An 18,341-nucleotide genomic window follows, 5' to 3' on the forward strand; every position below is an offset into this window, starting at 1 on the left:
TTCCTCCAGAAAGGCCAATATACGGCCTGTCTGGAGGAAGGTGAAAGGTTAGTTGAAATTTCGACTACTGAAGTCCGGGATTGATGTTGACTTCACTTTGGGGAACTGGCCAGAAATTGTCCACTCCCTCGCGAAATTTGCGTGTCGTGACATACCATCTGCTTTTGGGGTCAGGTTTCCCGTCTTTCATCTTCATCTTTTTGGCACCTGGAAACGAGGCGCCGTAGAAATCTGCGTTCAAGACGTCCTTTGCAGTACCCCACCGTAGAAGATCCCAATAGCGAATGCCCTCACAGGCCATCTCCACACGTCGCTCTTTTCTCAGAATCTCTCTCAATTCGTTGGAAGAGGTGGTCGTGATCGGTGGCATTCCTACGGATGCTCTGCCCCGGACTCTGTTGATCGTGGCATCCAGATCAGCTTGCGTGATGGCTTTACCGCCTTCCAGTTTTGCTTCGAGGTAGCTCAGGAGCACTTCTGCATAACGGATGATCGGCGTGTTTCCACCGTAGTTGGTGAGATTTCCGGAGAAGCTTTCGTCCACGAATTTCTTCAGCCCAAAGCCGCTTTGCGTGGTTTGCTTGCCTGCCCCGAGCTGATCGGGTGAAGAGGAGGAATCAGGATGCGTGATGTAGGTTCCTTTGAAGGTGGATCCGTCGAAAAGGATCGTTGCTTTGAGCCGTGGATCCCTGTTTTTTGCGACATCTTTTGGATCGTAAAGCGGGCTGTCGAAGCTGAAAGCACTGCCGTCTGTGAAGTCGTAGGACTCGACCAAGCTACCCAGTGGATTGTAGAGATGCCATCCACCGGCCAATGCCGGGAAGAAGTGCTGCAGCATTCCATTGGCACCGAGATTGTCGATGTATTGAGTGCTGAAGATGATCTCGTTGCTTGTTTCATTCGCTTTCAAAAACAATCCAGCATAGTCTGGGTCGATGATGTTTTCGCCCATTTGGATGATTTCGCCATAGGTGGCTTCGGCATCAGCCCATCTTTTCTCAGAAAGCTCCAGCCTGCCTTTGAATGCCAAAACAGTCTGCTGGGTCACCCGGCCGCGTTCGGTGGCTGGGAGATTTTTGTGACTGGGAAGGAAATCGGTGATCTCGGAAAACTCGCTCAGGAGGAAATCGACGATCTCCGACTTGGACGCCTTGCTGACAGAGTTGGCTTCTTCTGGACTCAGGGTTCTGAGGACCAAAGGCACGCTACCCCAATATTGGGACATGTAGAAGTATTGTGCTGCCCTGAGAAATCGCACCTCCGCTTTCATGCGGTCTTTTCTCCCCTGATCCATCGGTACCTGGTCGATGTTTTCGAGGAAGAAATTGGCATTTGCGATGTTCTTGTAGGAAGAGGCCCAATACGATCCCAAGATATTGATGCTCGGAGTCAGGGTGCCGTTGGAAAGCCGGTGAAAGGCCGAGTTGTCGCCACGTCGGTCATAGGCATTGTCGGAGGCAAACTCCAAGAAGAGAAGCCCGTCGTAGGCCCACCAGTTGGAGGGGTTGACCGAGGTGCCGTTTTGGACTATTCCCCCGCGGTAAACTCCGGTTAGTGCCAATTGGGCATTGCCTTCCGTGGTCCAGAAGGTCGCATTGTCGAAGCTGTCGAGCGGCGATTTATCCAACTGATCCACACAGGAAAGCAAGGTGGTGGATAAAAGAGCTGCGCTTAGAAATTTATATAGCTTATTCATTCTAGTCTTAGGTGAGATTGAATTAAAACTGGAGGTTGACACCAAAGGTGTAATTGCCCAGGATAGGATAGTACGCTCTGGCGGTATTGACCTCAGGGTCCCATCCTTGTCGGTAGTTGCTCCAGGTGAAGATGTTCTCTGCACTGACGTACATTCTCAGATTGGACACTTTCAGCTTTTCAAGTGCCGCGGGAGACAGGCTGTAGCCCAACTGAACGTTTCTCAATTTGACATAGGAGCCGTCAAGTGTCCAAAAGGAGGACATCTGCGTGTTTGGCGTACCGGAATTCGAGATGAACTCTAGTCGTGGATAGCCGGCATTTCGATCGGGATTGTCAGCAGTCCAGCGCTCTTCCATCTGCCATCTTTGCACTCCGCCTTGGTTGTTGAATGCATATCCTGCGTCACCGCTCAGGTTGCCTTTGACTCCGGCGATTCCCTGGATCAGCATGCTAAAGTCAAAACCTTTGTAGTCGGCACCCAGGTTGAGGCCAAAGTTGAATTTTGGGATCTGACTACCCAGCACGATACGATCGTAGGTAGGATCTACTTTGCCATCGGGCACACCATCCGGTCCACTGATGTCCTTGTAGCGGATATCCCCGGGTTTCGGGTTGGGATTGATGGCTGTCATGGACGGCCAGGTGTTCACATCTTCCTGATCTACAAACAAGCCCTCGGCCTGATATCCGTAATAAATGTTCATCGGATAGCCGATAAACAGCGAGCTGCCGTTGCCGACCATGCCATTGGGTTGCGTCACATTCCCTACGCCGAGGTCTTCGACTTCGTTGGTGATGATGGTGAGGTTGCCCCCTGCCCGGAAGTTAAATGTATTGCCGGTGTGGCGATAGTCCATTACCAGTTCCATCCCCGAGTTTCGGAGTTCGCCGGAGTTTTGCTGCGAAAGCCCAAACCCGACGATCGTGGAGACACTGGAAGCCGGACTGTTTAGGATGTCATAGGTGAAGCGGTTGAAATAAGTCGCTCCGAAATTGATCTTTCCCTCCAAGAGACTCACATCCATCCCAATGTCCAGGGTGCGGGTACTTTCCCAATGCAGGGTAGAATCTGTGATCACGTTTCTTGTCAAACCCGTGCTCACGTTGCCGCCATAGGAATAATTCTGCCCCAGGTTCAGCGTGTTTTGATACGGGTAGTTTCCGATGTTTTGATTACCCAAGATCCCGATAGACGCTTTGAGCTTTAGATCGTCTAGCCAGTTGGTCTTGTCTTTCAAGAATGCCTCCTCGGAAATTCTCCAGCCCACGGCTGCCGAAGGGAAAAACGCAAACTTTTCATCTGTCGGGAATCTGGATGAGCCGTCATAGCGCATGGTGGTTTCGAAGAGATACTTTTCGAGGTAGTCGTATTTGATCCTGCCGAACAGTGACATCAGCGCCCACTCTGAGGCACTGCCGGTGTTTTTCTGATTATCCGGTGCTCCCACGTTGAGCTGAGGGAGGTCGTTGTTGGCAAGCTTGTCTCGGGAGGTAGTGGTGTATTCGAAGAGGTTGTCTTCAAAAGAATAACCTCCAAGAATGTCCAGCTTGTGCATCCCGAACACTTTGGTGTAGTTGGCTACTGCCTGAATGGTCTTGTAGTAATTCTTTTCGTCATTGAGCCGGAGTTCATTGGGGCCGAGCGTGATCGAGGGATTGAGCACTTGCGAGGCGAAAAGCCGCTTTTCGTCCAGGATAGTCTGATTGAAGGCACCGATCAGGGAGAACCTCAGATCCTTGGTCATCTGATAATCCAACTTGAGGTTGGAGTTGATATCGAGTCCTTTGGATTTGAAAAAGGAATCATTCTGGAGATAGGAAAGCGGCGTTCCCTTGCCGACGACACCCAGTCCGTAGTCACCGTTGGAATACCGGTCCACATAGATAGCCGGAAAGCGAACAGACTGTCCGATGATACCCAGCATGTCTGAAAAATCAAGCGTCGCCGGTGCTGAGGGTTCATTGGTCAATGAATTGATCAAGGCCAATCTAGTCGTGAGTTTCAGCTTGGAGTTGAGATCGTTTTCAAGATTCAAGCGGACATTGTAGCGGGAATAGTTGTTTCTCTCCACCAGTCCATCTTGAAACAAATAGCCGAAAGACAGGTTGTATCTGCTGGTTTTGGAGCCGCCGTTGACGGTGAGATTGTGCTGCGTCTGAACCGGGTTTTTGGTCAAAACCTGCCCGATGAAATCGGAATTGGGATAATTGTCGCGATCAGATCCGTCTCGGTATTTTTGGATGTCTTCGGCAGTATAGACTTCGCTGCCGTCGGCTTCATTGTAGAGTTCGGCAAACTCCCATGAGTTGACGAATTCAGGATATTCCGTGGCTTTCTGAAAACCAACGTAGCCGCTGTAGGTGATCTTCACCTGTTCATTGGTGCCAGTCTTGGTGGTGACCAAGATGACGCCGTTGGCTGCTCGGGCTCCATAGATAGCGGCCGAGGAGGCGTCTTTGAGGACGGAGATCGACGCGATGTCATTGGGATCGATCTCATTGAATGAGTTGGTCGGGATACCATCCACGAGGATCAGCGGGTTGGTGCCCGCTCCAAAAGATCCGACACCACGAATGCTGATTTGTCCGCCGCTGTCGCCCGGTCTGCCACCTCTCTGGATGACGGTGACTCCGGGGATCTGGCCGGTCAGGATATTGGATACATTGGTGACCTGACGGTTGTCGATGTTATCAGCCGAAAGTTGAGAGACTGCACCGATGACATCTGCTTTCTTTTGCTCACCGTATCCGACGACGACGATCTCATCCAGGGATTTTTCGTCTTCCTGTAGCACGAGGTCGACCACAGCCTGATTATGGACCGTCACGCGTTGGCTTTTGTAGCCTATAAATGAAAAGACAAGAACTTCTCCCGGCTCGACGTCCAGAGAATAGTTGCCGTCCACATCGGTGACCGTACCCTTGGTCGTGCCCTCTACGATGATGGTGACTCCGGGCAGTCCCAATCCGCTGGGGTCAGTGACTGTGCCGGAGATGTCCTGGGCTTCGGATTTTTCGATGCTCACGGCAGCGGTTACCCCGGAGGCACTCGGCCTTACGTGGATATTTTCGTTGATCTGCATAAAGGACAGCCCAGTCTGCTTGATCATGTCGGTGAGCACCTCGTAGAGGACGGTTTTTTTTCGGTTTAGGGTGACTTTTTGTGTCAAGTCAACCACTCCGGTATTGTAGGTGAATTTGAAATTCGTCTGTTTCTCGATAGACGAAAATACCGAAGCCAGATCTGAGTCAGTTAGCTGTACGGTCACTAGGACCTGTTCCACTGTTTTTCTCTGGGCATTCCCCTCGCTGGCGAGCAGGAATGTGACAAAGAACAGCTGGAGAGCAAAGGCGTACAGTATTCTTTTAGACAGCATAAGCAATTGTCCAAGTATTGGTTTTTTCATACAATTGTGAAGATTAATGTGTGCAAATACTTAATCGACTTGCCTTTGGAGAGATTGAAGCTCAAAGGCAAGGGTACTGGCAGCAGCATGTTCCTGGCCGAACTGCTGCTGCTTTTTTATTGCTCAAAACCGACAGCCCTCTGGGCTATAGATTCCTGCAATACCAAAAAGAGCGGGACAAAAGCGTCTGCGATGTCCAAAGGAGTTTGTTGAAATGTGTCGCTAGGGGCTTTCTGCGTGGACTTTCATAGGGTTGTATTTTGGTTAAAGTGGGTTTGTCGAGCGGGAAAACAAATCGTATGCATGGCCGCTGGACTTGATGGTATCTATTTCAATTTGCTGATGACGACTTTTTTGTCCGCTATGGTATAGCTGATTTCCGAGGTTTGACGGATACCTTCCAGGGTATTGGCCAAACTTTCGTCTAGGTAGATTCCGGAATAGGACCAGCCTTTGGGGAAGTCGCCGACGGTCTGTATATCCACCCCGTACCAGTTTTCGAGCTTTTGGGCTACCGCTTCGAAATCGTCATTTTTGAAGACCAGGTATTTGTCTTTCCATCCGGTGACCTCTATCACGTCAAAAGTAGATTTGCTCAGGTAGCCATCTTCACCCATCTGTAGTTTTTCGCTGGGAGCTAACATAAGCTGATTTCCGAGGATGTCTTTAACCTTTACAGACCCCTCAACCAAGGCTACTTCCAGATGCTTTTCATTTTTGTGACTGATATTGAAGCTCGTGCCCAGCACCTCTACTTGCGTCTTGGATACCGATACGATGAAGGGACGGGTTTCTTTTTTTACATCGAAAAAGGCTACACCATTGAGGAGTTTTATTTCTCTTACTGACTCGGAAAAAGTCTCCGGATAAGAAATGCTCGAGTTGGCGTTGAGGTGAATTACTGTGCCGTCTTTTAGCCGAACCGTAGTTTTTTGCCCTTTGGGGTTGGTTTTGGTGATCCATTGGAGGGGAGTCGATTCTTTTGGAGTGGTGTCAGGCAGAGAAGAATAGATCACCCAAGCGCCCAAGCAAACCAAGAAGAACACTGCGGCCCGACGTACGGAAAAAAAAGAATACCATTTCTCCCCCTTAGAAGCGTTGTTGGGTTGCAAGGAGCTCAATCCTTCGTCGGCCTTGATGATGTTTTCGAATAGCTTCACATAGGACTCGTCACTCAAGGCCGGCTCGGGTCTGTAATGGATCGCCCGTATCACTTCCGCGGCTTCTGCGACCATGGGACGTTTTCTTGGATTGGCAGCCAGCCACTTTTCCCAGAAATGGGTGGTGTTGTCGTTCGGGTTTTTTACCCATTGCACAAAAAATTCATCCGAGAGAAACTCCTCGATCTCATAGTCCTCGAACTTTTTGATATTTCCTTTGCTAGACATGAAGTCAGTGTTTCGTCGTTGGTTTGATAAGTTCCTTCAAGCTCGCTAAAGCCCGGTAGATGAGCTTTCGCGCCGTTTTTACTTCCGAAAAATCCATCAGCGCAGAGATTTCCTTGTAGCTCAATCCATCTTCGTAGAAGAGCAGGATAGCTTGGCGCTGCTTGGCCGTGAGCTGGTTTAGGGATCTGCTCAGCAGCTCGTGTCGACTGAGTGCGGATTCCTTGTCGATCAGGCTGGTCTCCGGCGAAACCTCAACGGAAAAACTATGCTCCCCGAAATTCTCCTCTATGCTCCTGTTTCGCGCTTCCGTTTTTCGGTTTTTGAAAATCTCCGATTGGATGCACTTATAGAGATAGGCTTTGATGCTGACAACCTCAGAAAGTTCTCCGCGCTTTCTCCTTAGGTAGATGAAAAGATTCTGGATGCAGTCCTTGACCAGCTCCTCATCCTTGGAAAATTGCACACCGTAGCGGTACAGCTCCCGAACATAGATCCTGTAGATGTAGTTGAACGCCATCTCATCGCCTAGATTGAAGGATTTCCAGATCTCCTGGTCGGTCTTGTCCTCGTAGATCATGATCGTCTCAAAATGCTTCAAGGGTATAACCGCCTTTTCAGTGGATATTTTTGGGTTATTGTTCATTAATATTCTGAATTCCGGAAGTATTCAATTAGAAGAGTGAAGGAAGGGCTCAAATGACCCCATAAAATTTTATTTATTTCGCCGGTTTTTTTTGAGCGCTTAGCCTATGCAGATAAACAGCGTTTTCTGAGGCTGTTTTGGGGCGGCGATTTCGACTCTCTGGTTGGGAACTGCCGCCGTCCTCGAAAATTACCGATTTACAAACATCATCGCCTATTTTGGGTTGATAGAGTTATACTTTGCATTATGACCAAACAAGCTCTGATCATCGGCTCCGGTATCGCAGGACTTGCCGCCTCCATACGACTGGCCAGCAAAGGCTATCAGGTGGAGGTCTTTGAGGCCAATTCCTATCCTGGCGGGAAGCTGACCGAGATAGCGCAAGCGGGGTATCGATTTGATGCTGGGCCGTCATTGTTTACGTTGCCGGAGCTTGTCGATGAGCTTTTTCTTTTGGCAGGGAAAAAACCGGAAGAGTTCTTCTCCTACCAAAGGCTTGAGTCCATCTGTCGCTATTTTTGGGAGGATGGTACCCGACTGACGGCATGGGCTGATACCGATCGGTTTGGGGTAGAGGTGGAGCAAAAGCTGGGTGAACCTGGGGTAAATGTTCATGAAGCGCTGAGTCGGTCGGCTTTTATCTACAGGCATTTGTCACCCTTGTTTTTGGAAAAATCCCTGCATCGCCTCTCCACCTGGACTGGACCGAAAGCGATGCAATCCTACCTGAAGATGGGGAAACTGGGAATCTTCAATACGATGAATGCAGCCAATGAAAAGCGATTTTCCAATCCGAAACTGGTGCAGCTGTTCAACCGCTATGCGACTTACAACGGGTCGGATCCCTATCAAACCCCGGCAACGCTGAATATCATCCCACACCTGGAATTTGGCAAAGGCGCTTTTTTCCCAAAAAATGGAATGCATGACATTACCCTCAGCGTTTTTAAATTGGCCAAGTCGCTGGGGGTGGAATTTCAATTTAACGCTAGAGTTGAGGAAGTTTTAGTGGAAAAAGGAGTCGTGAGAGGCGTGCGTGTCAGAGGGGAGGAGGTACACGCAGATGTGGTGGTCAACAACATGGACATGGTCAACGCCTACAAGACCATCTTGAGCAAGCAAAAGCAGCCCAAGATGCTGCTCAATCAACCCAAGTCAAGTTCGGCACTGATCTTCTACTGGGGAGTCAGGGCTATTTTTCCAGAGCTTGACCTGCACAACATCCTCTTTTCGGAAGATTATAAAAAGGAGTTTGAACATATCTTCCGAAAAGGATCAATTTACGAAGACCCAACCGTCTACATCAACATCAGCTCGGTTTGCAAGCCTGACGATGCACCTGCCGGCGGCATGAATTGGTTTACGATGATCAATGTGCCCAACAATCAGGGGCAAGACTGGGATATGCTGATAGCTGAAGCACGGAAAAATATTATTGCCAAGGTCAATCGGATTTTGAAGACCGATCTCGAATCCCTCATCGAAGTCGAGGAGATACTGGATCCCAGATCGATCGAATCCAGAACTTCTTCCGCTCAGGGCGCCCTCTACGGCAATAGTTCCAACAACCGAGTTGCGGCTTTTCTTCGCCACGCGAACTTCTCTTCGAACATCAAAAACCTATATTTCTGTGGCGGCTCCGTTCATCCGGGAGGAGGGATTCCGCTGTCTCTGCTGTCGGCGAAGATTGTGGCGGATATGGTCGATTGACTTGCTTGCCGTCGGTTATGCTTCAATAAGTTGAGTTACGGACCCGTCCTTGCGAGGGGCCTTTAATCAAGCTAAAATTGGGCGGGAATTTTACGCCCCGAAGCAATCTCAAAGAAGCAGGTTCTGATTGGGAGACTGCTTCGCTCGTGCCTCGCTCGCAGTGACGTGAGAATCGACAAAGACTGCTCCGTTCGTGCCTCATCGCAGTGACGGGACAGGATGCTCGTACCTCGTTCGCTGATACTGATCACTGCGACTGCCCGCTGACAGTCCCCACCGCTTCCTGCACCAAATCCTGCTCGAATCCTTTTGACATCAGATAGCCGATGACTTTATACTTTTTCTTGAAAGGATCTTTTTCAGGGGTTTGCTCCCATTTTTTCTCTGCTTGGGTAAGTAGCGTGTCGTAGTATTCTTCCGGATCGATCTCCGAAAGTCCCAGTCGAATGCAAGCAGCGCTAATTTGTCTTAATTTCAGTTCTCTAGTAATCCGCGTTCTGCCCCAATGCCTCATCCGAAACTTGCCTCGGGCGAACGACCTCGCGAACCGTTCCTCGTTCAAGAAATCCGCTCCGATCATGTCGCAGATCAATTCCTCTGCAGCATCTCCCTTGATGCCCTTTTCATAAAGTTTGCGACGGGCTTCCCACTGACATCGCTCTTGGTAAGCACAATAGGTTTCCAGTTTTCCCTTGGCTTCATCAGACGACCAGTACTTTTTTGGAGCATCATCCGGGTTATTTTTTCCCCAACTGGACATTTTATGGTAATTTCAAGCCAAAATACCCTTGCTTAATCTTTTTTTCAAACTCCCAAAATTTTAATCCTCTCATGAGAAAGAAAATCGTTGCCGGTAACTGGAAGATGAACATGACCTTTGAAGAAGGCCAAAAGCTCACTTCCGAGATTGTAAATATGTACAAGGATGAAGCTGTAAAAAACGTCATTGCTGTGCTCAATCCTCCTTTTCCCCATATTTTTCCTGTGAAAAAACTGATCGGGGCTACTGAAGGGATCGCTTTGGGTTCCCAAAACTGCTCTGACAAAGACGGTGGTGCCTACACAGGTGAAGTTTCAGCCAAAATCCTGGCGTCTTTTGGGGTTCAGTATGTGATCATTGGACACTCAGAGCGCCGAGAATATTTTAAAGAAAATAACGAACTGCTCGCCGAAAAAGTAAGACAGGCACTTGCACACGGTTTGATTCCGATCTTTTGCTGTGGTGAATCCTTGGAAATCAGAACTGCCGGTACACACGAATCCAACGTGAAGTTTCAACTGACAGAAAGCCTCTTCGGCTTGAGTCCTGAGGACTTTTCCAAGGTCGTAATCGCCTATGAACCGATCTGGGCCATCGGAACCGGCAAGACTGCGACTGCTGATCAAGCCCAAGAAATGCATGCTGCGCTGAGAAGACATATCGCGTCGAAGTTTGGAAAAGAAATCGCCGCAGAAACCTCCATCCTGTATGGTGGAAGCGCCAATCCAGGCAATGCCAAGGAACTTTTCTCCAAGGCTGATGTGGATGGTGGTCTGATCGGCGGCGCATCGCTGAAGTCAAGAGACTTCCTGGATATTATCAAATCATTCTAAATTTTGGAGGGCTGCCATTCGTTGACCTAAGTTGTCAACTTTCCACGGTCAGCCATTTCTTAATCCTAGGTCTGTGTTCTCACAGACCTAGTTATTTATTTACCCTAATATCTTTTCAAAGATCCAATGGATTACCTCGAGTTTAAGATCCAATGCCTAGAAGAATTCCGGGAAATCCTCATCGCCGAATTGGCGGAAATTGGCTTCGATTCCTTCCTTGAGACCGAGGACGGAATCGACGCGTATGCGTCCGAAGCCGATTTTGACCGGGAAAAATTCGACGAGCTCATCTCCAACTATCAGAACGCAGCCCAAATCACGCTCACCGAAGGCATGATGCCAAAGGTCAATTGGAATGAGGAGTGGGAAAAGAACTACGACCCTATTGAAGTAGAAGACTTGGTCTATGTTAGAGCATCTTTTCATACTCCGCAGCCAGGTTTCAAGTACGAGATCGTCATCAATCCCAAGATGTCTTTTGGGACGGGGCATCATGCGACGACCTTTCAGATGCTGAGACATCAGGGCGAAATCGATCATGGCGGCAAACGGGTTTTAGACGTTGGTTCCGGAACAGGAATCCTCGCCATCATGGCTCATTTGCTTGGTGCAAAAGAAGTAGAAGCATTCGACATTGATGACTGGTGCGTGGACAATGGTAACGAAAACTTTGATTTAAATGGCGTTAAGACCCGCATGGGCTTGGGGACGATCCGGGATGTCAATCCGCGGGGAACCTTCGAGATCGTACTAGCCAATATCAATAAGAATGTGTTGCTCGACGAGATGGAAGTCTACGCCGGACTCTTGCCTTCGAAAGGCTTTCTGCTGTTAAGCGGCTTTTACACCGAAGATATCGCGGATTTGCTGGACGCTGCTTCGCCTTATGCCTTGAAGCTCGTGAAGATGTCTTCGAAAGACAACTGGGCTGCGCTGATTCTTCAGAAAAGTTAAAAAACAGTAAAGCTTCGGGGCTAAGGGCTGGATATAAAATCCTAAACCTATCTTTCACGAGGAAATCCAGAGCTCTATTACTTAAGAACAGCCTATTAGAGAGCCCCCGATGCACAGCTGTCTAAAAGGATTTGCGGCTTAAATGACGGAGTACATTCGCAGAATATATATTTCTACATGAACGAATTGATTATTTATTTGGTGCTTTTTGCGGTGGTTTCCGGTCACTGTATTTTGGCCGGAAAGATGTATCGCACAGTGCATAGGGATGCAGACTTGTCGTTCAAAGAGAAAAATGACTGGAAGATGAAGGCATTGGTTTTTCCAGGCTATTTCTGGGGACAGTATCGAAAATTGAAACAGGGCTGAATTAAGTGTTTTGGAAACTTTTTAGCCGCCGAGTTCGCCCGAATCATTCACATTGGGGTTTTTAACCCTATTACCATTGTAAACAAAACTCATGGAGTACGTCTGGAGACAAAAACCCAAAGCTTCACAATCAGCCATCGAGCGGCTCGGCAAGGAGATCAACGTGAACCCTACCCTCGCCAATATGCTGATCAACCGAGGCGTGGAAAGTTTCGAGCGAGCCAAAGATTACTTCCGTCCCGTTCTCGGCCAACTGCATGATCCGTTCCTGATGCAGGACATGGAAGCTGCCGTCAACCGGATCGAACAAGCCGTGCTGAACAACGAGCGGATCATGGTCTATGGAGATTATGATGTGGACGGTACAACGGCGGTGGCGCTGATGTACAGTTTTTTGAGAGGCTTTTACACACAGGTAGAATTTTACATTCCCGACCGATACAAGGAGGGGTATGGGATATCAGAGCGAGGAGTGAGATTTGCTGCCGAGAATGACGTCAAGTTGATCATCGCGCTGGATTGCGGCATCAAGGCGATCGAGAAAGTGGCGCTAGCATCGGAGCTGGGCGTGGATTTTATCATTTGCGATCACCACACGCCTGGGGATACTTTGCCTGCTGCTGTTGCGGTGCTTGACGCCAAAAGAGCCGATTGTAATTATCCTTACAAGGAGTTGAGCGGCTGCGGCGTGGGGTTCAAATTGATCCAAGCCTATGCCAAAAGGCAACGAATGGAGGAATCTACGCTTTATGGCTACTTGGATCTGGTGGTCGTCAGCATCGCTGCCGACATCGTTCCCATTTCTGGAGAAAACCGGATTCTGGCTTATTACGGGCTTGACCGGATCAACAATATCCCGCGACCCGGATTGAAGGCGCTAATCCTCCAAGCCAAGGTCGAAAAGGACATTCAGATCTCGGACATCGTTTTTAAAATCGGCCCGAGAATCAACGCATCCGGGCGGTTGGAACATGCCAAGGCTTCCGTTGAACTTCTCATTGCCCCCAATCTGGACGAAGCCATCGAGCGCGCCAAGCTTGTGGATGAGGTCAATTCGACCCGCCGAAATTTTGACGAGAACATCACCAAAGAGGCCTTTGAGATGCTGGTATTGATGGAGGAAGATGCGGAGTGGAAGTCCACCGTGCTGTTCAAAAACGATTGGCACAAAGGAGTGATCGGAATAGTGGCCAGCCGATGCATCGAGAAATATTACCGTCCGACGATCATCCTCACCGAGTCCAACGGCAAAGCTACCGGCAGTGCCCGCTCGGTCGTAGACTTTGATATCTACGAAGCCATTGCGGAATGTGCTGATTTGTTAGACCAGTTTGGAGGTCATAAATATGCCGCCGGATTGACCCTATCGGTGGAAAATGTTCCAGCATTCCAACGGAAGTTCGAACAAGTAGTCAGTGGGCGGATCGAGGAAGTTCATCGTAAACCCGTGATCGAGATCGACGATGTACTCCTTTTGGATCAGATTAATTACAAATTTCATAGCATTCTGAAGCAGATGGCACCCTTCGGTCCGGGCAATACTGAACCGGTTTTCCGGATTTCCAATGTGTATGCAGATGAGGTGACCGTACTGAAAGACAAGCATCTGCGATTTAAGATCGTGCAGGATGGACAGGTCACCACTCCGGTTTGTCTGGGCTTTGGCATGGCTGATCGAGCCAAAGACCCCGATCTGACCACGGTAAACATGCTGCGCGGCAAGATGCGCTTTGACATCGTTGCCGAGATGCGGGAGAATTTTTTCCGTGACAAAAGTAGCTTGCAACTTTACGTGAAAGACATCAAATTTGACTGATATGATGCTTCGTGCCGAACACTTAGTCAAGATCTACAAAGGCCGCCGGGTGGTCAATGACATCTCCGTGGAGGTCGAGCAGGGTGAGATCGTCGGACTTCTAGGCCCGAATGGAGCCGGAAAGACAACTTCTTTCTACATGATCGTCGGTCTGATCCAGCCCAATGAAGGGAAGATTTTTCTGGAGAACGATCCGATCACCAGTCTCCCGATGTACAAGCGGGCGCAGCTCGGGATCGGGTATCTTGCCCAAGAGGCTTCGGTTTTCAGAAAGCTTTCTGTCGAAGAAAACATCCTCGCAGTGCTGGAAATGACCAAGTTGCCAAAAGCGGCTCAGAAGGAAAAAATGGAAAGTTTGCTGGAAGAATTCAGCCTTACCCACGTGCGGAAAAACCTCGGGATGGTACTTTCCGGAGGAGAAAGAAGAAGAACAGAAATAGCCAGAGCCTTGGCCGTAGATCCGAAATTTGTCCTTTTGGATGAACCATTTGCCGGGGTCGATCCGATAGCTGTGGAGGAGATTCAGACGATTGTAGCCAAACTCAAGACCAAAAATATCGGCATCCTGATCACCGATCACAATGTCAATGAGACCCTTTCTATCACAGACCGGGCCTATTTGATGTTTGAGGGCAAACTGCTCAAGGCCGGAACTGCCGAAGAGCTTGCCGCCGATGAGCAGGTACGAAAGGTATATTTGGGTAGTAATTTTGAGCTTAAACGCAAAGTCTTCAACTAGTGGAGGTAATCAACAGCTTTTTAACCTGGGTTTTCAGAAACCGTATCGGGCAGATTGAAAACTTCAAACTGAACCCTATTCCAGTTCAGGAAGCTACTTTTTGGGAGTTGATCGAGGCGGGCAAATGGACGGAATTTGGTCAGGAATTTGGCTTTGATCGGATTAGATCTTACGCAGATTTTGCTGACAAAGTTCCTGTGCTTGACTACGAAGCTTCTAAGTCTTATTTCGAAAAAACGATGCAGGGGCACCAAAACGTGTTTTGGAATTCTGACATCGAGTGGTTTTCCAAGTCATCCGGCACGACCGGCAGTCGCAGTAAATACATTCCGATCTCGGAGGAAAGTCTCGAAGAATGCCACTACAAGGGTGGTAAAGACATGCTGTCGCTCTATATCTCCAACTATCCCGACACCAAGCTTTTCACTGGGAAAAGCCTCACTATTGGTGGGACTTTGGAGAAAAATCCACTTAACCCAGAAGGAACTGCCAAAGCTGGAGATGTCTCCGCTGTCATCATGCAGAATCTGCCGCTCTGGGTTCAATTCGCAAGAACTCCAAGCTTGGAGACTGCGCTCTTGGGAGATTGGGAGGCCAAGATCGAAAAGATGGCTCGGGAGACTATGAACGAAAATGTCACCAGCATCGCGGGAGTTCCGACTTGGACGATTGTCTTGCTGAGGAGAATTCTTGAGTTAAAAAAGGCGAAAAATATCCTGGAAGTCTGGCCCAATCTGGAAGTCTTCTTTCACGGGGCCGTAGCTTTTGGCCCATATCGCAGCCTTTTCCGGGAGTTGATTCCGTCGGATAAGATGCACTACATGGAGACGTACAATGCCTCAGAGGGATTTTTTGGGATCCAAGATCAGATCGATTCGGATGAGTTGCTGCTCTTGTTGGACTACGGGATTTTCTATGAGTTCATTCCGATGGAGGAGTGGGACATGGAAAGTCCGAAAGTCGTTCCTCTGAGAGAAGTAGAAGTGGGTAAAAACTATGCCGTGGTAATTTCTACCAACGGAGGTCTTTGGAGATACAAGATCGGCGATACCATCAAATTCACTTCGACCCGGCCTTATCGCTTCAGAATTTCCGGTCGCACCAAGCATTTTATCAATGCCTTTGGGGAAGAAGTGATTGTGGAGAATGCCGAGGCCGCAGTTCAGTTTGCTGCCGAAAAAACCCAGGCGACGATCGCCAATTTCACCGCAGCCCCGGTTTACTTCGAGGGAAATGGATCCAATGGAGCGCATGAATGGATCATAGAATTTCAGAATGATCCTGAAGATCTCGAGGAGTTTACCAAACTTTTGGATCAAAAATTACGGCAGGTCAACTCGGATTACGACGCGAAAAGATACAAAGACATCGCGCTGAAGATGCCGATCGTACATCAAGCCAAGCATGGGCTTTTTGAGGCTTGGTTGGGTAGAAAGGGGAAGCTCGGCGGTCAGCACAAGGTGCCAAGGCTTTCCAATTCAAGGGAATATCTGGAGGAGATTTTAGAGATGATGACTTAGACTATGTCTACAGACCATTGTTTACAATAGCCCGGACTCTCGGACAACAAGCTCATTTTGTTAATTCAGAACGCAGAAAAGGCCCAATTCAAAGAAATCCATTCGGATGTTTTTTGAATTGGGCTTACTTTGAAGGCGTATTATTTTCTTTGAATTTCCACGATGTCCAAGGTTCACCTCACCCTCATTTATTCACTTCTTGCTGCCTGTCTGGTGTTGGCCGGATTGGCTTTTTGGCGGGCTCCTTCCTCGATTACCACGACTGAGTATATCACTGCCGAGTCATTGTCTGTACCCCCGCAGCTCAATTTCAGGGACTCCATTCGACTGTTTGAGATTCCTAAGGAGCTCGATTTTGCAGGGGAAAAGGTGCCGTTGGAAAATGGAGATATCCTCGAGCGCCTGGAGCGGGAGATCTATGTCAACGCCTATTGGGAATCCAATATGATTTTGCTTCTAAAGAGGTCTGCGAAATACCTTCCCGAGATAGAGCGAATGTTGAAAGAAAACGGAATTCCGGATGATTTTAAGTATCTGGCTATCGCCGAAAGTGCCCTGATGAATGTCGGATCTCCGGCAGGTGCCAGAGGTTTTTGGCAGATTCTGGAGTCCACCGGCAAAGAATATGGCCTGGAAATCACCCAAGACGTGGATGAGCGTTATCATTTTGAGAAGTCCACCTTGGCTGCCGCAAAGTATTTCCAAAAAGCACATGCGAGATTCGGCGACTGGACTGCCGTCGCGGCGAGCTACAACATGGGGCAAAGTGGTTTTAGCCGGAGGCAAGACGAGCAACTCCACGAAAATTTTTACGAGATGTATCTCAATGACGAAACCAGCCGCTACCTTTTTCGGATTCTTGCTTTCAAAGTGATCTTTGAAAATCCAGGTGCCTTTGGCTTTCATCTTCGAGCCAGCGACTACTATAGAAATCCCCCACTTAAGTCTATTCGCGTCGATGCCGACATCAAAGATTTGCCCAAATGGGCCAAGGATCAGGGCAGTTCCTACAAGGATCTGAAGCTCTACAATCCATGGCTGAGAGACCGCAACTTGAACGTGAAGCGAGGGAAGACTTACGAAATCCAATTGCCGGAATAGCTTGTTTCAAGAACTTTCTATACTACCACCATTAACCTTTTTACAACCAATGAAACGCAGAAATTTTATCCATATGTCAGCTTTAGGAGCAGGAACCTCCCTTTTTGCCGCAGGCTCGGCTTTCGGTATGAGCAAGCCAGATTCTCTCGAAGTCAATCTTGACCGCCTGACTTCCAGAGTCGCGGATGTAGTTCCGATTTCTATGGAGGAGCGTAAAACACGTGTTTCCAAAGCGCAGGAGCTGATGGCAAAAAACGGTTTTGCGGCCATTGTTTTGGACTCGGGCACAACCATGAGCTATTTCACGGGCATGGGTTGGGGACAAAGCGAGCGCCCGATGGTCGTCGTCATTCCAGCCAAAGGCGAAGTGAGCTACATCTGTCCTAAGTTCGAAGAAGACCGATTGGAGGAAATGCTCGCCACAGGAACCAAATTGGGAGACAAAATCTATCCTTGGGAGGAGGACGAAAGTCCCTACGAGCAGATCAAAAAGGCGATTTTGGACGCTGGTGCAAGCTCCGGCAAGATTGGAATGGAGGAGCGGGTTCGGTTCTTCATCGCGGATGGAGTCAGAAAAGTTGCATCGAATTTTGAAGTGGTGAGCGCCGATCCGATTACGATTCCCTGCCGGATCATTAAGTCATCGGCTGAGATTGCGCTCATGCAGCGAGCGACGGATATCACGATCGAGGCGATGACTCTGGGCTTTGCTGCGCTAAAAGAGGGGGAAAGCCCATCTACTTTTTCAAGTGCTGTGGCGCAAGCTCATCAGAAATTGGGCGGAAGGCATGCCTTTGCTTTGGCCAATGCCGGCGAGGCATCCGCTTTCCCGCACGGGAGTTCCCAACCGCAAAAACTCAAAAAAGGCGATGTGGTCTTGGTCGACTGTGGCTGCACGGTGCAGGGTTACAATTCGGATATCAGCCGGACAATTGTCTTTGGCGCGGAGCCGACAGCCCGTCAGTTGGAGATTTGGGACTTGGAAAAAGCGGCTCAGGCAGCAGGATTCAAAGCCGCACAGCTCGGCGCCCCCTTGGAAGCCGTGGATGCCGCTGCGCGAAAAGTCTTGACTGATGCCGGTTTCGGGCCGGATTATAAGTTGCCCGGTTTACCACACCGCACCGGCCACGGGATCGGGATGGATGGCCACGAATGGGGCAATGCCGTCCGAGGGAATAAGCAGATCCTGGAGCCAGGCATGTGCTTCAGTATTGAACCGAACATTTCGATTGTGGGAGAGTTTGGAGTTCGGCACGAGGACTGTGTCTATATGACCGAATCGGGGCCGGTTTGGTTTTCTCAGCCGAGTCCTTCGATCAGCAAGCCTTTTGCCTAAGTAAATAGAAGGGAACCAATTGTCGGATTTCAGGTTACAATCTTTGCGGCTTGATGGCTCGACCCTT

Annotated in this window: 14 protein-coding genes; 9 read left to right on the forward strand and 5 right to left on the reverse strand. The window is 49.1% G+C overall.

Annotated features, from left to right (window positions below; translation table 11 throughout):
- Window positions 1-64 precede the first annotated feature (64 nt).
- From ABD031_RS11295 to ABD031_RS11310, 4 genes are all read right to left on the reverse strand, one after another.
- Complete coding sequence (locus ABD031_RS11295; protein ID WP_343851458.1) at window positions 65-1,696, reverse strand: RagB/SusD family nutrient uptake outer membrane protein; 1,632 nt, start codon at window positions 1,694-1,696, stop codon at window positions 65-67.
- Between the two features lie 22 nt (window positions 1,697-1,718).
- Window positions 1,719-5,105, reverse strand: coding sequence for a SusC/RagA family TonB-linked outer membrane protein (locus ABD031_RS11300; RefSeq protein ID WP_343851460.1), 3,387 nt, complete (start codon window positions 5,103-5,105; stop codon window positions 1,719-1,721).
- Between the two features lie 326 nt (window positions 5,106-5,431).
- Window positions 5,432-6,493 carry a FecR family protein gene (locus tag ABD031_RS11305; protein WP_343851462.1) on the reverse strand — a complete coding sequence of 354 codons (1,062 nt, stop codon included), beginning with the start codon at window positions 6,491-6,493 and terminating at the stop codon, window positions 5,432-5,434.
- A 4-nt stretch (window positions 6,494-6,497) separates the two neighbouring features.
- Window positions 6,498-7,136 (reverse strand): RNA polymerase sigma factor, encoded by a 639-nt coding sequence (locus ABD031_RS11310; protein ID WP_343851464.1) that lies wholly within the window; start codon window positions 7,134-7,136, stop codon window positions 6,498-6,500.
- A 246-nt stretch (window positions 7,137-7,382) separates the two neighbouring features.
- Here ABD031_RS11310 and crtD point away from each other — a divergent pair, with 246 nt between their 5' ends.
- Complete coding sequence (gene crtD, locus ABD031_RS11315) at window positions 7,383-8,846, forward strand: 1-hydroxycarotenoid 3,4-desaturase CrtD (protein WP_343851466.1); 1,464 nt, start codon at window positions 7,383-7,385, stop codon at window positions 8,844-8,846.
- A 247-nt stretch (window positions 8,847-9,093) separates the two neighbouring features.
- On the opposite strand, the gene ABD031_RS11320 is transcribed toward crtD, so the two are convergent.
- Window positions 9,094-9,606, reverse strand: coding sequence for a regulatory protein RecX (locus ABD031_RS11320; protein WP_343851468.1), 513 nt, complete (start codon window positions 9,604-9,606; stop codon window positions 9,094-9,096).
- Between the two features lie 71 nt (window positions 9,607-9,677).
- Here ABD031_RS11320 and tpiA point away from each other — a divergent pair, with 71 nt between their 5' ends.
- The 8 genes from tpiA to ABD031_RS11360 all read left to right on the forward strand — a co-directional run bounded on the left by tpiA (window position 9,678) and on the right by ABD031_RS11360 (window position 18,274).
- Complete coding sequence (gene tpiA, locus ABD031_RS11325) at window positions 9,678-10,439, forward strand: triose-phosphate isomerase (RefSeq protein ID WP_343851470.1); 762 nt, start codon at window positions 9,678-9,680, stop codon at window positions 10,437-10,439.
- A 126-nt stretch (window positions 10,440-10,565) separates the two neighbouring features.
- Entirely contained in the window at window positions 10,566-11,393 is an 828-nt protein-coding gene (gene prmA / locus ABD031_RS11330) for a 50S ribosomal protein L11 methyltransferase (RefSeq protein ID WP_343851472.1), read from the forward strand.
- Between the two features lie 177 nt (window positions 11,394-11,570).
- A complete protein-coding gene (locus tag ABD031_RS11335; RefSeq protein WP_343851474.1) occupies window positions 11,571-11,762 on the forward strand; it encodes a hypothetical protein in 192 nt (63 codons plus the stop codon).
- 91 nt (window positions 11,763-11,853) lie between these two features.
- The gene (recJ, locus tag ABD031_RS11340) at window positions 11,854-13,578 is read left to right on the forward strand and encodes a single-stranded-DNA-specific exonuclease RecJ (RefSeq protein WP_343851476.1); all 1,725 of its coding nucleotides are present in this window, start codon (window positions 11,854-11,856) and stop codon (window positions 13,576-13,578) included.
- Between the two features lies 1 nt (window position 13,579).
- Window positions 13,580-14,317, forward strand: a complete 738-nt coding sequence (lptB, locus tag ABD031_RS11345; RefSeq protein WP_343851478.1) for an LPS export ABC transporter ATP-binding protein — start codon at window positions 13,580-13,582, stop codon at window positions 14,315-14,317.
- Window positions 14,317-15,837: a GH3 auxin-responsive promoter family protein gene (locus tag ABD031_RS11350; RefSeq protein ID WP_343851480.1), complete on the forward strand. Its 1,521-nt coding sequence runs from the start codon at window positions 14,317-14,319 to the stop codon at window positions 15,835-15,837. Before lptB ends, ABD031_RS11350 begins: the two co-directional genes overlap by 1 nt.
- A gap of 162 nt (window positions 15,838-15,999) precedes the next feature.
- Window positions 16,000-16,938 (forward strand): lytic transglycosylase domain-containing protein, encoded by a 939-nt coding sequence (locus ABD031_RS11355; protein ID WP_343851482.1) that lies wholly within the window; start codon window positions 16,000-16,002, stop codon window positions 16,936-16,938.
- 73 nt (window positions 16,939-17,011) lie between these two features.
- The gene (locus tag ABD031_RS11360; protein WP_343851484.1) at window positions 17,012-18,274 is read left to right on the forward strand and encodes a M24 family metallopeptidase; all 1,263 of its coding nucleotides are present in this window, start codon (window positions 17,012-17,014) and stop codon (window positions 18,272-18,274) included.
- Window positions 18,275-18,341 lie beyond the last annotated feature (67 nt).

The sequence above is a fragment of the Algoriphagus jejuensis genome (assembly GCF_039523455.1).
Taxonomy (GTDB): Bacteria; Bacteroidota; Bacteroidia; order Cytophagales; family Cyclobacteriaceae; genus Algoriphagus; species Algoriphagus jejuensis.

What these genes read in the sequence shown, in the direction of transcription:
- ABD031_RS11335 (WP_343851474.1), top strand. Translation starts at nt 11,571, where the DNA reads ATGAACGAATTGATTATTTATTTGGTGCTTTTTGCGGTGGTTTCCGGT.
- ABD031_RS11320 (WP_343851468.1), bottom strand. Translation starts at nt 9,606, where the DNA reads ATGTCCAGTTGGGGAAAAAATAACCCGGATGATGCTCCAAAAAAGTAC.
- ABD031_RS11355 (WP_343851482.1), top strand. Translation starts at nt 16,000, where the DNA reads ATGTCCAAGGTTCACCTCACCCTCATTTATTCACTTCTTGCTGCCTGT.
- ABD031_RS11305 (WP_343851462.1), bottom strand. Translation starts at nt 6,493, where the DNA reads ATGTCTAGCAAAGGAAATATCAAAAAGTTCGAGGACTATGAGATCGAG.
- ABD031_RS11310 (WP_343851464.1), bottom strand. Translation starts at nt 7,136, where the DNA reads ATGAACAATAACCCAAAAATATCCACTGAAAAGGCGGTTATACCCTTG.
- ABD031_RS11295 (WP_343851458.1), bottom strand. Translation starts at nt 1,696, where the DNA reads ATGAATAAGCTATATAAATTTCTAAGCGCAGCTCTTTTATCCACCACC.
- crtD (WP_343851466.1), top strand. Translation starts at nt 7,383, where the DNA reads ATGACCAAACAAGCTCTGATCATCGGCTCCGGTATCGCAGGACTTGCC.
- ABD031_RS11300 (WP_343851460.1), bottom strand. Translation starts at nt 5,105, where the DNA reads ATGAAAAAACCAATACTTGGACAATTGCTTATGCTGTCTAAAAGAATA.
- recJ (WP_343851476.1), top strand. Translation starts at nt 11,854, where the DNA reads ATGGAGTACGTCTGGAGACAAAAACCCAAAGCTTCACAATCAGCCATC.
- prmA (WP_343851472.1), top strand. Translation starts at nt 10,566, where the DNA reads ATGGATTACCTCGAGTTTAAGATCCAATGCCTAGAAGAATTCCGGGAA.
- ABD031_RS11360 (WP_343851484.1), top strand. Translation starts at nt 17,012, where the DNA reads ATGTCAGCTTTAGGAGCAGGAACCTCCCTTTTTGCCGCAGGCTCGGCT.
- tpiA (WP_343851470.1), top strand. Translation starts at nt 9,678, where the DNA reads ATGAGAAAGAAAATCGTTGCCGGTAACTGGAAGATGAACATGACCTTT.
- lptB (WP_343851478.1), top strand. Translation starts at nt 13,580, where the DNA reads ATGATGCTTCGTGCCGAACACTTAGTCAAGATCTACAAAGGCCGCCGG.